This window comes from Oceanicaulis sp. UBA2681, from assembly GCF_002354675.1.
Taxonomy (GTDB): domain Bacteria; phylum Pseudomonadota; class Alphaproteobacteria; order Caulobacterales; family Maricaulaceae; genus Oceanicaulis; species Oceanicaulis alexandrii.
Genome location: NZ_DEMB01000005.1, coordinates 1 through 16,299, shown reverse-complemented (window position 1 = coordinate 16,299; position 16,299 = coordinate 1). Strand labels below are relative to the sequence as shown.

Annotated in this window: 9 protein-coding genes; 7 read left to right on the top strand and 2 right to left on the bottom strand. The window is 62.7% G+C overall.

All coding sequences use genetic code 11. The features are described 5' to 3' along the window. Window positions 1–122 precede the first annotated feature (122 nt). Window positions 123–3,293, top strand: coding sequence for an isoleucine--tRNA ligase (ileS, locus tag B3M53_RS04090; RefSeq protein WP_273019674.1), 3,171 nt, complete (start codon window positions 123–125; stop codon window positions 3,291–3,293). Between the two features lie 20 nt (window positions 3,294–3,313). Continuing rightward, window positions 3,314–6,007, top strand: a complete 2,694-nt coding sequence (gene leuS, locus B3M53_RS04085; protein ID WP_273019676.1) for a leucine--tRNA ligase — start codon at window positions 3,314–3,316, stop codon at window positions 6,005–6,007. 197 nt (window positions 6,008–6,204) lie between these two features. Here leuS and B3M53_RS04080 read toward each other — a convergent pair whose 3' ends face one another. Continuing rightward, the gene (locus tag B3M53_RS04080) at window positions 6,205–7,227 is read right to left on the bottom strand and encodes a DUF6607 family protein (protein WP_273019678.1); all 1,023 of its coding nucleotides are present in this window, start codon (window positions 7,225–7,227) and stop codon (window positions 6,205–6,207) included. Between the two features lie 167 nt (window positions 7,228–7,394). Here B3M53_RS04080 and B3M53_RS04075 point away from each other — a divergent pair, with 167 nt between their 5' ends. From B3M53_RS04075 to B3M53_RS04065, 3 genes are all read left to right on the top strand, one after another. Continuing rightward, window positions 7,395–9,503, top strand: a complete 2,109-nt coding sequence (locus tag B3M53_RS04075; RefSeq protein WP_273019679.1) for a TonB-dependent receptor domain-containing protein — start codon at window positions 7,395–7,397, stop codon at window positions 9,501–9,503. A gap of 125 nt (window positions 9,504–9,628) precedes the next feature. After that, on the top strand, window positions 9,629–11,296 hold the full coding sequence (locus B3M53_RS04070) for a carboxylesterase/lipase family protein (protein ID WP_273019681.1): 1,668 nt from the start codon (window positions 9,629–9,631) through the stop codon (window positions 11,294–11,296). An 84-nt stretch (window positions 11,297–11,380) separates the two neighbouring features. Continuing rightward, a complete protein-coding gene (locus B3M53_RS04065; protein WP_273019683.1) occupies window positions 11,381–12,904 on the top strand; it encodes a flavin-containing monooxygenase in 1,524 nt (507 codons plus the stop codon). Here B3M53_RS04065 and B3M53_RS04060 read toward each other — a convergent pair. Then, window positions 12,885–14,261, bottom strand: coding sequence for a DUF1254 domain-containing protein (locus B3M53_RS04060; protein WP_273019684.1), 1,377 nt, complete (start codon window positions 14,259–14,261; stop codon window positions 12,885–12,887). The genes B3M53_RS04065 and B3M53_RS04060 overlap by 20 nt on opposite strands. A 66-nt stretch (window positions 14,262–14,327) precedes the next feature. Between B3M53_RS04060 and ppk2 the strand changes: the two genes are divergently transcribed. After that, window positions 14,328–15,083 carry a polyphosphate kinase 2 gene (gene ppk2, locus B3M53_RS04055; protein WP_273019685.1) on the top strand — a complete coding sequence of 252 codons (756 nt, stop codon included), beginning with the start codon at window positions 14,328–14,330 and terminating at the stop codon, window positions 15,081–15,083. Between the two features lie 57 nt (window positions 15,084–15,140). After that, the gene (locus B3M53_RS04050) at window positions 15,141–16,220 is read left to right on the top strand and encodes a DUF2855 family protein (protein ID WP_273019686.1); all 1,080 of its coding nucleotides are present in this window, start codon (window positions 15,141–15,143) and stop codon (window positions 16,218–16,220) included. Window positions 16,221–16,299 lie beyond the last annotated feature (79 nt).

Sequence of the window (16,299 nt, the reverse complement as noted above, 5' to 3'; positions counted from 1 at the left end):
GTACCGCCGCATGTTGACTGTACTTATCTGGTGCAGGCTTTCCTCCGCGAATGGCATTGTCATGTGACGCGCCAGTTAAAGGCGTGGGGAAGCCGTCAGAAACATGTGAGACGAGGATTGATATGGCCGACGCGACCAAGAGCGACGCCAATACGGCTGGAGGCGCATCCGAGCGCCGTTTTCCCACGGTTCCCGGACCGTCGGAGCTGCCCAAGATCGATTCAGACATTCTCGCCTTCTGGAAACAGGACGGCACTTTCCAGGCCTCGATCGACGAGCGCCCCGAAGACGACCAGTTCGTGTTCTATGACGGCCCGCCCTTCGCCAATGGCTTGCCGCACTATGGGCATTTGCTGACCGGCTTCGCCAAGGACGTGATCCCGCGCTATCAGACCATGAAGGGCAAGCGCGTCGAACGCCGTTTTGGCTGGGATACCCATGGCTTGCCTGCGGAGCTGTCCGCGGAGAAGGATCTGGGCATTTCCGGGCGCAAGGCCGTGCTGGAAATGGGTATCGACAAGTTCAACGCCGCCGCGCGCGCGGGCGTGATGAAATATGCCGGCGAGTGGGAGGACTATGTCACGCGTTCGGCGCGCTGGGTCGATTTCGAGAACGATTACAAAACCCTCGACACCAGCTTCATGGAAAGCGCGCTGTGGGCTTTCAAACAGCTCTGGGACAAGGGCCTGGTCTATAAGGACTACCGGGTCGTGCCGTATTCCTGGGCCGTGGAATCCCCGCTGTCGAATTTCGAGACTCGTCTCGATAATTCCTATCGCAACCGGACCGACCCGGCTGTCACCGTCGGCTTTGAGCTGAAAGCCGGTCAGGGTGATTTGTCAGGCGCGAAGATCCTGATCTGGACCACCACGCCCTGGACCCTGCCCTCCAACCTCGCCTGCGCGGCGGGCGCGGACATCACCTACGCCATCATGCAGAAGGGCGAGGAGCGCTTCATTCTGTCCGTGAACGGACTGGAGAAATACAAGAAGCAGCTTGAGGGCGCCGAGCAAGTCGGCACGGTCAAAGGATCAGAGCTTGCGGGCCTGACATATCACCCGCCGTTTGATTATTTTGTCGGCCGCGAAAACGCGCACCAGATCCTGCTCGAAGACTTCGTCGTCGATGAGGACGGCACCGGCATTGTTCACATGGCGCCGGGCTTTGGCGAGGATGACCTGAACGCCTGTCGCAAGGCGGGCATCGGCGTCGTCGTGCCGGTGGATCAGGCGGGCCGCTACACCAGCGAAATCCCTGATTACGAAGGCCTGCTGGTGTTTGACGCCAACAAGCCGATCATCCAGCGCATGAAGGAAGAGGGCAAACTCTTCCGCCATGACACCTATGATCACAACTATCCCCATTGCTGGCGCACCGACGAGCCGCTGATCTACAAGGCGGTGGACAGCTGGTATCTGAAAGTGTCGGACTTCCGCGAACGGATGGTCGAGCTGAACCAGCAGATCAACTGGTCTCCGGCGCACGTCAAGGACGGCATTTTCGGCAATTGGCTGGCCGGCGCGCAGGACTGGAATATCTCCCGTTCGCGCTTCTGGGGCACGCCGATCCCGGTCTGGGTGTCGGACGATCCCAATTATCCGCGCGTCGACGTCTACGGCTCCATCGAGGAGCTGGAGGCGGAGTTCGGCGTCAAGGTCACCGATCTGCACCGCCCTTACATTGACGAGCTGACCCGTCCGAACCCGGATGATCCCACCGGCAAGTCCACCATGCGCCGTGTCGAGGATGTCTTCGACGTGTGGTTTGATTCCGGCTCCATGCCTTACGCCCAGGTCCATTATCCCTTTGAAAACAAGGAATGGTTCGAGGCGAACTTCCCGGCGGACTTTATTGTCGAGTATGTCGCCCAGACGCGCGGCTGGTTCTACACGCTGATGGTGCTGTCGACGATGCTGTTTGACCGGCCGCCGTTCAAGAACGCGATCTGTCATGGCGTGGTGCTCGACGAGAACCGCCAGAAGCTGTCAAAGCGCCTGCGCAATTATCCCGACCCGATGGAGTTCTTTGACCAGTACGGTTCGGACGTGATGCGCTGGTTCCTGATCTCCTCGCCGGTGCTCACCGGGGGCGATCTGCTGGTGCCCAAAGAAGGCCGCGAGATCGCGAGCGTGCAGCGCGAGGCCATCGCGCCGCTGCTGAACGCGTATTCCTTCTTCTCGCTCTACGCCAATCTGGAAGAGCGCCAGCCGCAGATCATCACCTCGGCCGATGATCCGCTGGACCGCTATATCCTGACCAAGACCGGTGAGCTGGCGAGCGCGGTCGAGGCGGCGCTTGACGGCTATGACGTGCCGCGCGCCTGCAAGGAAGCGACGGCCTTTTTCGACGCCCTGACCAACTGGTATATCCGCCGCTCGCGCGCCCGGTTCTGGGGTTCTGAAGACGAGGCCGCCAAGAACGCCGCCTTTGACACGCTCTATACGGTGCTGGTGAAGGTCTGCCGCGTCCTCGCGCCGCTGCTGCCGATCGTGTCCGAGAAAGTCTACAAGGCGCTGACGGGCGACCGCTCCGTGCATCTGACGCTATGGCCCAAGGCGGACGAGTTCCCGTCTGACCACGCGCTGGTGCGGTCGATGGATCTGGTGCGTGACGCCTGTTCGGCGGCTTTGGCCGTGCGCGAGCGCTCGCGCTTGCGGGTGCGCCTGCCGCTCAAGACCCTGACCATCGTGCATGCCGACAGTGCGGCGCTGGAGCCGTTTTCGGATCTGATCCGTGACGAGGTGAATGTGCGCGCCGTGGCGACCTCCACCGATCTCGACGCCTATGGCCGGGTGGAGCTGAAACCCGATCCGCGCATCGGCAAGCGTCTGGGCAAGGCCATGAAAGACGTGATGGCGGCGTCGCGGTCTGGTGATTTCACCCTCAATGATGACGGCACGGCGAGCGTGGCGGGGCAGACGCTGGCCGCGGAAGAGTTCACCATGCGCGTCGTCACTGATGAAGGCTCGGACGCCGAACCGTTCGCGGGCACGGGCGCCATCGTGCTCGACACGTCAGTCGATGAAGACCAGGCGCGTGAAGGCCTGGCGCGCGATCTCATCCGCGCCATCCAGACCGCCCGCAAGGATGCGGGGCTGGATGTGTCGGACCGGATCGCGCTGGGCATTTCCGGCGGCGACGCGGTGGCGGCGGCGATTGCAGAGCATGGTGATTTCATCCGCGATGAAACCCTCGCTGTCAGCCTGTCGACCGAGGCGGGCGCAGGCTTTGTCAGCGAAACCGATATTCAGGGCGATGCGGTGCGCATCAGTGTAGAGAAAGCGGCGGCGTAGGCCGTCCGGGACGATATTTGATGACCGAACAGACCGCATACGAGTTCAACGCCCTTGAGAAGAAGTGGCGTGCGTACTGGACCCAGGCGAAGACGAACGCCACGCCGGACCCCAAGCCGGGCGACAAGACGTTTTACGTGCTCGACATGTTTCCCTACCCGTCGGGCGCGGGTCTGCATGTGGGTCACCCGGTTGGATATCTGTCTACGGACATTGTCGCCCGCTATAAGCGCATGGCCGGCTATAAAGTGCTGCACCCGATGGGCTGGGACAGCTTCGGCCTGCCCGCCGAACGCTACGCCATGAAGACGGGCGTGCATCCGGAAGTTTCCACCCAGGCCAACATCGCCAATTACAAGCGCCAGATGGATCTTCTGGGCCTTGGGTATGACTGGGATCGCGAGATCCAGACATCGAGCCCGGATTATTATCACTGGACCCAGTTCATCTTCACCCGGCTTTATAACGCCTTCTATGATGCGGAGGCCGATGCGGCGCGCCCGATCAGCGAGTTGCCGGTCCCGGCTGAGATCGAGGCGCAGGGCAAGCTGGCGGTTCAGGAGTATCAGGACGCGCGCCGGCTTGTGTATTACGAGACCGCGCCGGTGAACTGGTGCGCGGAGCTGGGCACGATCCTCGCCAATGAAGAGGTTTTCGACGGCAAGTCCGAGCAGGGCTATGAGGTGATCCGCGTTCCGCTCAAACAGGTGAAGATGCGCATCACCGCCTATGCCGAGCGCCTGATCAGCGATCTGGACGCGCTCGACTGGCCTGAAGGCATCAAGGATTCCCAGCGCAACTGGATTGGCCGCTCTGAAGGCGTGCAATTGCGCTTCAAGGTGCAGGGCTCGGATCAGGACGTTGAGACCTTCACCACCCGCGTGGATACGCTGGGCGGCGTGACCTTCCTGGCCGTCGCGCCCGAGCATGAACTGCTCGATCAGCTGACGGCGGCTGAGCAGAAGGCGGCCGTCGACGCCTATCGCGACGAGGCCGCACGCAAATCCGATCTCGATCGCACCAAGGACGCCGAGAAGACCGGCGCGCCGACGGGCAGCTATGCGATCAACCCGGTGACGGGACGCGCCGTGCCGATCTTCGTCGCCGATTATGTGCTGCCTGATTACGGCACCGGCGCGGTAATGGGCGTGCCGGCCCATGACGAACGCGATTTCGCCTTCGCCAACACCTATGGCCTCGACATCGTCCCGGTGATAGACCCCGGCGCCGATGCGCCTGAGCGCGCGGCTGTGTTGGCGGGCCAGAAGTGCTGGACCGAGGACGGCGTCATGCTGGCGGCGCCCGATGAGAGCGGACTGTATCAGGCCGGCGTGCGCTGGCGCGAGGCGCGAGAGGCGGTGGCCGATCATCTGGAGGCGCAAGGCGTCGGTCAGCGGGTGATCAGCTATAATCTGCGCGACTGGATTTTCGCCCGTCAGCGCTATTGGGGCGAGCCGATCCCGATCATCCACTGGGAAGACGGCACCCGCACCACCGTGCCCGAAGACCAGCTGCCGCTGACCTTGCCGCATATCGACAATTACAAGCCGACCGGGCACGCCGAGTCTCCTGTGGCGCGCGCCGAGGACTGGGTCGAGGTCACCAATCCAGAAACCGGGATGAAGGGCCGCCGCGACACCAACACCATGCCGCAATGGGCGGGCTCTTGCTGGTATTATCTGCGCTTCAAGGATCCCAGGAACGACACAGCCATGGTCGATCCTGCGCTCGAAAAAGCCTGGGGCATGGTGGATCTGTATGTGGGCGGCGCGGAGCATGCGACGCTGCACCTGCTCTATGCGCGCTTCTGGCACAAAGTGCTGTTTGATCTGGGTCTGGTCTCCACCAAGGAGCCGTTCCAGAAGCTGGTGAACCAGGGTCTTCTGACCAGCCACGCCTTCAAGAACGCCCGCGGAATCATCCTGCCGGTCGACGAAGTGGTCGAGCGTCCGGATGGGACGTTCGTCCATGAGCCGTCCGGCGATGTGGTCGAACGCGTGGGCGCGAAAATGTCCAAATCGCTGCACAACGTCGTCACGCCAGATGACGTGGTGGAACGCTTCGGGGCGGACGCCTTCCGCGTGCACATGATGTTCATGGGGCCGGTGGAGGCGATGCGCGAATGGGAGACCGAGAAGGTCTCAAGCGCATTGAAATTCCTGCGCCGCGTCTGGCGGTTTGCGACCGAAGGCCTCGCCAATCCGTCGTCTGAAGAGAGCAAGCCTGTCAGTCTGGCGCTGACCAAGCTTGTGCTCGCGGTCACCGAAGACCTCGATAATCTGCGCCTGAACACCGGCATCGCCGAGCTGATGAAATTCCTCAACGCGGTGGAAGGTCAGCCGGTCTCCAAAGCCGTGCTGGATCAGTTCATCACCGTGCTCGCGCCGTTTGCGCCCTTCATGGCGGAAGAGCTGTGGGAGAAGGCCGGTCACAATCCGTCCGTCTTCGACGCCCAATGGCCGACTGCGAACGAGGCCGATCTGGACGCTGCGATCGAGGAGATCGAAGTGGTGGTGCAGGAAGGCGGCAAGCGCCGCGCCACCATCACCCTTGCTCCGGATGCAGATGACCAGACCGTGCGCGATGCCTCGCTGGCGCGTCTGGCGGAAATGGGCAAGCCGATCGACGGCGTCGATATGAACCGCGTCATCGTGGTGCGCGACAAGAAGTCGGGCCGGGTGAAGCTCGTGAACGTGCCCAAGCTGGGCGAGTAACCGGCTCATGAATGCAGAAAGCCCCGGCGGTGACGCCGGGGCTTTTTTGTATCTAGACCCCTCTTTCCCGGACTTGGTCCGGGATCCAGAGACCATGAAGCGCTGCGTTTCCGGCGCTGGGCCCCGGCCTGCGCCGGGGAAGAGGGCGGGGGAAACTGAAACTCAGGCCAAGCGCTATGCTCGCCCGGGCATTCAGATCAGTCCACGTCCAGCGGAGCGCCGTCTACCGTGATCTGCGCTTCCATCACCTCTACAGCATGGTTGAAAGCGGTGTCCGCGTCCTGTTCGCCATCAAGCAGGGCCTGTCCTTCGTTCAGAAGCGGCATGTAGAGCATGGAGCCTTCCGCATCGTCTTCGGCGGTGAAGCGATCTGCGGTTTCCAGAATCTCGTCCCAGACCGCACGCACATCCGCCCAATAACCTTGAGTGCCGTCCCAATAGGTTTGGGCGGCATGATCGCCCTCAAGGTCATAACGGCGATAGGTGTTGATGCCGTGCTCGCGCACCAGCTCGCGTGTCTGCCCGTCGCGCAGCACGACTTTCGAATTGTCCTGCTCGTGGGTCCAGCCCCAGCTCAGGATCGTGTGCCGGTTCACTGCGTCGATGACGTCGTAATCATCACGCGTGGTGGCGTCGCGGCGCGGCAACGGGCGCCAGCTGCGCGCCGGCTCCCAGGTAGAGGCCTCGTCCGCATGCTCCCAGCGGGCGATCCCGGCGTAACGCGGGCTGTCATCCACCTGGTAGACGGTTTGCGACCAGGCGCCGCGTGACTGGTCCGGGCTCAGAACATCCATCGTCCATTCGCCGAAGCCTTGATAGGCCATCAGGCGTGAAGGCTCGTACGCCCAGTCCTGACGCCAGTGCTTGACCACGAACGGGTCTTCGGAATCGCCCACCAGCAACAGATGCTGTAGCGAGATGAAGTCGCCCTCGTCGGCGATCACATAGACCACTTCACGCGCCGGGGTGACCTTGGGGTCGGCCAGCTCATACCCGGCCGAGATCGGCAGGAATTCGGTAAAGTCGAACGTAACCTCGTATTCGCCCGCCATGGCGAGGATCGCTTGACGGTCCGCTTGCAGGTCCGCCTGTTGATGATTGTGCGTGTACGGCGCTTCGGCCAGAGGCGCGCTGTGCTGAGCGCCGGTGCTGGCGCACGCGCTGAGCGATACGGCGGCCAGGCTGGCGGTTGCGAGCGTCATGAAACGAAGTTTGGTCATCTGTGTCCCCCTGTCTGGGTCGCCGCTGCAGAACGGCGATCGGATCGTGGTCAGGCGTCTATCGCCAGTCTGCGATCTGCATAATGCGAAAGATTCTTACTTGCAATCGCAAATGACCTGCGCCATTCAGTCTCGTAATGAGAACGGTTCGCAATCAGGGGCGAGACATGACAACAATGATTTCCAAATTCGACGGGCGCGGCTGGCTGGCGGCCAGCGTCTCGCTTCTGGCGCTGACAGCGCCGGCGCTGGCCGAGGCTGACGCCGGGCAGGGCGCAGAAGCCAGCGATGTGATCGTGGTCACCGCCACGCGCACCCAGCTGACCAATTTTGATTATCCGGGGCTGACCAGCGCCATCTCGCTGCAGACGCTGGAGGAGAACCGACCGACGGATCTTATTGAACTGCTGGAAGATATTCCGGCGTTGCAGGTTTCGGGCGGGCCGCGCCGAACCGGTCAGACCCTGAGCCTGCGCGGGCTGGGGCGTGAAAACGTCACCTTGCTGATTGACGGCGCGCGGCAGAATTTCAACAGCGCCCATGACGGCGTCTTGTTTCTGGACCCTGCCTTGCTGGGGCGGGTGGAGAGCGTGCGCGGGTCCGCCTCCTCCTTGTACGGATCGGGCGCGGCAGGCGGGGTGATTGCTTTCGAGACGCTGGAAGCTGACGATCTTCTGGACGAGGGCCAAAGCTTTGGCGTGCGCGCTTCGGCGGGGTATCGCTCGGTCAATGAAGAAAGCCGTGGATCGGTGGCCCTGGTCGGCGATGCTGGAAACTTTGAGGGCGTGGCCGCGCTCAGCGTGCGCCAGTCCGGCGATATCGAGCTGGGCTCAGGCGATGCCTTGACGGTTGAAGACGATATCGTTTCCGGTCTTCTGGGCGGGGAATGGGATATCAGCGACGCCCTTGAGCTGGAGCTGGGCTGGCTGAGCTTTCGCAATGACAGCGTCGAGCCCAATAACGGGCAGGGCGCGGCGGGCGTGGACAGCCTGAACCCGCTGATGAACAAGGACGTCTCCTCTGACAGCCTGCGGGCAACCCTGCGCTTTGCTCCGTCCAACCCGCTGATCAATCTTGAGACGACGCTCTATCATAATATCGGCGAGGTGGATGAAACCGATCCGAGCCTCAACCGCTTCATCGAGCGCGATCTGACCACAACCGGCATTCGGGCCGAGAACCGCGCCGAGTTCGCACTGGGCGGTCTCGACATGGCGCTAGTGACGGGCGCGGAATGGTATGAAGACGAGCAGGAGGGGACGGACTCCGCCACAGCTGACGGCGTGCGCGGCGGCGTGCCCAGCGGGTCGACCCGTTTCACCGGCGTCTGGGCGCAGCTTGAGAGCACGCTCGATCTGGGCGCGGCGGGCGAGTTGATCGTGCTGCCCGGCGTGCGGTTTGACCAGTTTGAGAGCGAGTCAGACCAAGCCGACAGCAATGATGACGACGCGGTTTCCCCGCGCATCGCCGCGACCTGGGCGCCCAATGACAGCGTGCGCGTGTTCGGCAGCTGGGCCGAAGCGTTCCGGGCGCCGTCGCTGAACGAGCTCTATCTCAGTGACACCCACTTTTCCTTGCCGCATCCGATCCTGGGCGCGCCGGTCTTCATCACCAACAGCTTCATCGCCAACCCCGATCTGAAGCCCGAGCACACCGAAACCCTCGAGATCGGCGCCGCGTTCAGCCATGAGGGCCTGTTCACGGGCGATGACCGGTTCGAGATCAAGGGCGCCTGGTTCCAGACCGAGGCGGAAGACCTGATCAATCTGAATGTGGACTTCGCGTTCAACCCCACCTGTTTCGCGCCGCCCTTCCTGCCGTGCTCGGCGGGGACCACCTATTCGGAAAATCTGGCGGAAGCGGAACTGGAAGGCTTCGAGATCGCGGCGGCTTATTCGGTTGGCGCGTTCGAGCTGTCCGGCTCTCTCTTTGAAGTGGATGGCGAGAACAAGGCCACGGGCGAGCCGCTGGGCGCGCTGCAGCCGGTGATGGGCTTTGTGAACGCGCGCTACACGTTTGAAGCCCAGGGTCTCACCCTGGGGGGACGCGTGGCCTTTGCAGCTGATTTCGACAAGGCCGACAGCGTCGCAGAGGCGCGGGACGGTTACGCCGTGCTCGATCTTCATGCTGGCTGGACGCCGCTGGCGGATCAGCCGCTTCGCATCAATCTGGGCGTCGATAACGTGTTTGACGAAGACTATGAGCGCGTGTTTGCGGGCGTGTCCGAAGCCGGCCGCAGCGTGCGCATTGACCTGACCTGGACGGGCGCTTGGTAGAGAGGGCCTGACGCCTGTCCCATGAAGGGCGCGTCCGGACGCGGGCGCGCCCTTTTTTCATTCATCGCTTGCCGCTCGTCCCTTGCCGGGACACAGTCCGGAAAAGCGTATCGGGGAGGCTGTTCATGCGTTTGGGTTGGAAGTTGGCGGCGATCATGTCCGCCCTGTTTGTGGTGTCTGCGTGTACAAGCGTCGAGCCTGCGCCAGAGCCGCATCCCGACACGCAAAGACTCCTGTCTTCCGGTCCCGTGGTCGGGTTCTTCAGTGAAAATGGCGCTCCGACCTGGCTGGGCCTGCCCTATGCGCAATCGACAAGCGGCGACAACCGCTGGCGCGCGCCCGAACCGACGCCGTCCCATGCAGAGCTGTTTGAAGCGTTGCAGCATCCCGAGCCCTGTCCCCAGATCGTCAATCGGCTGAGCACGGAAACCACCGGCTTGCCGGTGGGCGCGCTCTATGGCGCGGAAGATTGCCTGAAGCTTGATGTCTACGCGCCCGCCGGGGCGGACGCGGACGGCCTGCCTGTCATGATGTGGATTCATGGCGGCTCGAACACCTGGGGCTACGCCAGCCAGTATGACGGCTCGAAACTGGCTCAGGAACAAGGCGTGGTCGTGGTGGTGGTCCAGTACCGTCTGGGACCGCTCGGCTTTTTCGCCCACCCCGACATTGATGAGGGTCAGGGCGCCAATTTCGCGCTGCTGGACCAGGTCGCAGCCCTGAACTGGATCCAGGCTGAAATCGCGCAGTTCGGCGGCGATCCGGACAATGTCACGATCTTTGGTGAAAGCGCGGGCGGTCAGAATGTCGCCGCGCTGCTCGCCTCGCCGCTGGCGTCCGGCCTGTTTCACCGCGCGATCGTGCAATCGGGCTTCTTTGACAGCGTTCCGCTCGACGAGGCGCGCAACGGCGACGTGAACAGCGCCATTCCCGCCGCAGATCGCATGGTGGAGGCGCAAGGGAACGAGGATTTGCGCGCGCTCTCGCTGCAGACCGTTTTTGACGCGTATAATCTGGGCGATCCGCGTGCTGAATTGCCGCGCGTCATTGCCGACGGCGTGAGCCTGCCTCGCACAGGCCTGGCGAGCGCGTTCGACAGCCCAAATACGTTCAACGCCGTGCCGGTGATCACCGGCACGAACCGTGATGAGATGAAGCTGTTCAACGCCCTCAACGATGATCTGACCCGCCGGCGTTTCGGCGTGCTGATTTCAATCCGCGACCGGGCCTATTACGACCGGTTGAGCCATTACCAGTCGCGGCTCTGGCGCATTCTGGCTGTGGACCGGGCGGCTGAGCGGATGCAGGCGGCTGGCCATGACGCGATCTGGGCTTACCGGTTTGACTGGGACGAAGGCGGACGGCTTCTGACCATGGATTTGTCGGAGATTTTCGGCGCGGCCCATGCGATGGAAATTCCGTTTGTGTTCAACCATTTTGACTTTTTCGGCCAGCTGGACCGGGCGCTGTTTAACCGCAGCAATGAAGATCGGCGAGACGCGTTGGCGGCCAGCATGGGCGCGTACTGGGCGAATTTTGCCCGAGATGGCGATCCCGGCGCGGCAGGCGGCCCGGACTGGCCGCGCTGGTCCTCTGATGCTGAGCTGATGCGCTTTGACGCGCCGTCCCCTGAACTGATTGAAGGGGCGGACAGTCTGTCCGCGCTTTTGTCTGACCTCAGCTCTGATCCAGTGCTCAGCGCGGCGCAGATCTGCCGCGCGGCGCAGGCGCTGGGCAATTGGCGGGATGAGCTGGAAGATCAGATCCTGGCGCAGACCGATTGCGCGGCCTGAGGACGATCCCCTCTTGCGACATTGAAGTGAACGGTGTTCACTCTTGTTAGAAAACGAGCGGCTTGATCCGCCAGGGAGGAATTCATGTCGTCCACACTCGCTGCGCCTTATGAGGCCGAGCTTGATGTTCTCATTGTCGGGGCGGGCCTGTCCGGCGTCGGCACGGCTTGGCATTTGCAGCATCGCTGTCCGGATCAGTCCTATCTGATCCTGGAATCGCGTGAGTCGCTGGGCGGCACCTGGGATCTGTTCCGCTATCCGGGCATTCGCTCTGATAGCGACATGTACACGTTTGGCTACGCCTTCCGCCCCTGGACGGACGGCAAGGTGTTCGCCGACGGTCCCTCCATCCGCAACTATGTCAAAGACACAGCGGAAGAGGCGGGAATCTCCGAGCATATCCGGTATGGCCACAAGGTGGTCGGCGCGCACTGGAACACCGAAGACGCGCGCTGGACGCTGGAGGTGGCGGTTGACGGGTCTGACGAGATCAAGCGCTTCCGCGCCAAGTTCATGGTGCTGTGCTCAGGCTATTACCGATATGAGCGCGGCTATACGCCTGACTTCCCCGGCATGGCGGATTTCAAGGGCGATGTGATCCATCCCCAGCTCTGGCCTGAAGACTATGACTATTCCGGCAAGCGTGTGGTGGTGATCGGGTCGGGCGCCACCGCGATCACGCTGGTCCCCTCCATGGCGGAGAAGGCGGCCCATGTGACCATGCTGCAGCGATCGCCGAGCTATGTCGCGGCGCGGCCCTCGGTGGACAAGACAGCGGACTTCCTACGCAAAATTCTGCCGTCCAAAGCCGCATACTCGCTGACGCGGATCAAGAATGTTCTGCAGGCGATCCTGGTCTTCCAGATGTCGCGGCGCTGGCCGGACTGGGTGAAGAAGGGCGTGCTCAAGGCCATTCAGGACGAGCTCGGCGAAGACTTTGATGTCGAGAAGCATTTCTCGCCCAGCTATCGTCCCTGGGACCAACGCTTCTGCCTGGCGCCGGAAGGCGATTTCTTTGAGGTTCTGAAATCGGGCGAGGCCGATATCGTCACCGATCAGATCGAGCGCTTTACCGAAACGGGCATTGAACTCAAATCCGGCGAAACGCTGGAGGCGGACCTGATCATTCCCGCCACGGGTCTTGATATGCTGGTGGGCGGCGGCATCGATATCAGCGTGGATGGCGAGCCTTTTGTGGCGCCTGAACACGTCACCTATCGCGGCATGATGTTGTCAGGCGTGCCGAATGCGGCTCTGGCCTTTGGCTACACCAACGCCTCTTGGACGTTGAAGGTGGACCTGACGGCGGAGCGTGTGTGCCGGCTGATCAATCACATGAAAGCGCGCAATCTCGACTATGTGGTGCCGGTCCCGCCTGCGGATCTTGAGACCCTGCCGCTCCTGGATTTCTCGTCCGGTTATGTCCAGCGCGCCTTGCCGACCCTGCCGCGTCAGGGGGCGACGACGCCGTGGCGGACCTATCAGAACTATATCCAGGACATGCTGGCGATCCGCTTCGGCAAGCTGGCGGACGGTCATGTCCGGTTCGGCACGGCGGGCGATCAGGTCTTCGACGCCAAGGAGCCGTTCAGCGAGGCGGCGGAGTAACGTACTCAGACAGCTGTTCAACAGGGGGCATTTCCCAAGCGCCGCTCAGGGCCTCAGGCTGGGGCGAGTAGAGCCGGGCCGTGATCGCAAAGGGCTCGCCTGCGCGGACGGGCAACCAGTTGCTCTGTCTTGAGGGCGGCGGCTCGGCGCTGAAGGTGAGGGTCAGCCCGCCGTCAGCATCACGCTGAAGATCGGACTGGCTGTGGATCGTATACCGGCCTGAGGACGTATCCATCAGATAACCTTGCGCGTCATAGACGGTGACCGACCAGAAGGCGTCCACCGGTGGGGTTTGATCCGGCGAGAAACGAATCTTATAAGCGTGATCGCCTGTCAGCGGCGTGCCTTCGCGGTCAATGTCGGTATTGGGATAAATCGCGTCCTCGGCGCGATTGGCGCCCAGGCCGACCAGGGCGACACCCGCGCGAAGCGCGTAATCCTCGCCATACTCGCCGACGCCCTCGCGCAATGTGCGCCAGTTTGTGGGGCCGTAAGGACGCGTGTTGACGCCTTGGGCCAGCTGGGTGCGGGCAACTGAAACGCCACGATTCATCGCCCCACGCGCCAGCAGGCCAAGCTTTGCTGGCTCGTCCTCCCGCTGCGGTCCATAGCCCAGCGGTGTGAGCGCACCGAGGGCCTCAGGGTCTGAAAAGGAGACCACGCCCGCCATTCGGGTGAAAAACGCATCAGCGCTCAGGGCGTTCACATACTCAGGCGGCAAGCCGCCGATGGCCGCGGGTCGCGATAGGGGCGTTGCGCCGGTCAGGCGCACAGCGTCTTGCAGCGCATGGATCGGGGCGAGGTCTTCGCCGGGCGCAATGGCGATCCGCCCGATCAGCCAGGCCGTGCGGGTGGAAACGGTCATCATCGCCATGCCCGAGTCATCCGGACGGGGCTGGTCCGGGCCGAGGATCAGGACGTCATGCGGGCCCGGACCGTTCAGTCGCCGGCTGGGCGCGCCTGCGACGTCGGTCCAGGCGTCCAGCACCTGAAACATCCAGTCGCGCTCGCCAAAGTCCGGCGTGCTCAGCAGGACGGGACCTTCAGACAGGTCGAGAAAGGCCAGGGTGTAAAGCGTATCAAGATTGGGGCGGACGACGGTGCGGTCTTCATGGGTTGGCCGCGTGCGTCGGTGATAGAGCGTGTTCAGAGCCGGCGTCTCGGCGCGCGCCAGAAAGGCCTGACGGGTGACATCGCTGAGCACGAGGGGATAGCCATAAATATAGGCGTGTCCGGACCGCTCGCCGAGCGCACGCAAGTCCAGCTCTTCGGGGTTTTTTGTCAATTTGGGCCATGCGCCGATCGTGATGAGCCCCATCACGATCACCAGTCCCGCCAACACGATGATCTGTCGCATGTCTTACCCTCCGCCTCGCAGCGGATCAGCCTTGCGCGCTTATCCGACACGCGCAAGGCTGAAGCCATGGACAAGGATTTGTATAAAGCCGAGCTCTACCCGCTTCAGGTCAATCTGGTGGCGCTTCAGCGTCATCTGATCGCTGATGACCGCAAGCTTCTGGTGATCTTCGAGGGGCGTGACGCCGCCGGCAAGGACGGCGTCATCAAGCGCATCGTGCAGCATCAGTCGCCGCGGGAGACGCGCGTGGTCGCGCTGGGCAAGCCGTCTGACCGGGACCGGGCGAGCTGGTATTTCCAGCGCTGGGTCAATCATTTGCCGTCACAGGGTGAAATGGTTCTGTTCAACCGCTCTTGGTATAATCGCGCCGGGGTCGAGCGGGTGATGGGGTTCTGCTCCGAGCAGGACTATGTGCGCTTTCTGCGTGATGTGGACCCGTTTGAAACCTTGCTGGTGGATGATGAGCTGATCGTGCTCAAATACTATCTCGACCTGTCCCGCGACGAGCAGGCGGACCGGCTGGAAGCGCGCAAGAGCGACCCGCTGAAGACTTGGAAAATTTCACCCATCGACGCCGTGGCGATGGAGAAGTTTGACGCCTATTCCGAGGCGCGCAACGCCATGCTGGCCGCAACCGGCGATGCCGCCCCCTGGCGGGTGGTGAAGGCGGATGACAAGCGCGCGACGCGCCTGGCGGTGATCCGTGATCTTCTGTCAGCCGTCCCCGGCATTGAGTATCCCTATCCGATCAGTCCGGCGGATCCGGATGTGTTGCGGATCTGGTCAAAGGGTGACAGACCGACAGACTTTCTGGAACATTAGTGCTTAACTAACATTCGATGAGGCGGATCACCGCCCGCGCAATTTGGGGAGGACGCCATGGGTTGGGCCCTGGCCATCAACAAAGCCGATATTTCCGACGCCAGCCTGGTGGAAACCCAGCCGCAGCCGCTGAGCGACGGGCAGGCGCGGCTTGCGATCAAACGCTTTGCACTGACGGCGAACAACATCACCTACGCCGCGTTCGGCGCGCCCATGCGTTATTGGGACTTCTTCCCCGCGGAAGACGGATCAGGCCGCCTGCCGGTCTGGGGCTTCGCCGATGTGGCGGAAAGCAAAGCGTCCGGTCTTGAGGTCGGCGAGCGGGTCTATGGCTATTGGCCGGCGGCGGATGAGGTCGTCCTGACCGTGGATGCGGTCAAACCGGGCTCGTTTCAGGATGTCTCGCCCCATCGTGCGGACCTGCCGGGCGCCTATAACCGTTATGTGCGCTGCGCGGGCGATCCGGGGTATGCGCCCGAGCGTGAAGCCGCGCAGATGGTGCTGCAGCCGCTGTTCATCACCTCCTTCCTGATCGACCTGCATTTGCGCGACCATGATTTCCTGGGCGCCGGGCAGATCACCCTGACCAGCGCGTCGTCCAAGACGGCGCTGGCCCTGGCGCATCTGCTGCACGCTGATCATCCTGAGGGCGTGAAAATCGAGGCGCTGACCTCGGCGCGCAATAAGGGCTTTGTCGAGGGCGCCGGCTATTACGATGTCGTCAGCACCTATGACGAGATCGAAGACTTCAAGCCGGAACCGCGCCGTCTGGTGGTGGACTTCGCCGGAGATTCCAAAGTGAACATGGCGATCCACGAGACGCTGGCGGACAGTCTTGTGGGCAATATCCGGGTTGGCGGCGCCCATTGGGAGAACTCCGCCCCGCCCGGCGCCATGCCGGGGCCGAAACCGGTGTTTTTCTTTGCGCCCGATCATGTGCGCGACCGCATGAAAGCCTGGGGCAGCGAAGAATTCGGCCGCCGCTATGGCGCGGCCTGGATGAGCTTCGCCGAAGCCGGTCAGAAGCTGTTTGAAGAGCAGGAGCTGGAGGGCGGCGCGGGTGCGCTCAAGGCTTATGACTCGCTGATCGGTGGCCAGTTCGATGCGGCCGCCGCCATGACGATCAAGCTGGGGTAAGACGCAACTTATCCGCCTCCTCCCAAAGCTGAGCCATACTCTCATCCGTTCCTCCCATGACGGGCGGCCGGCGCGTTCA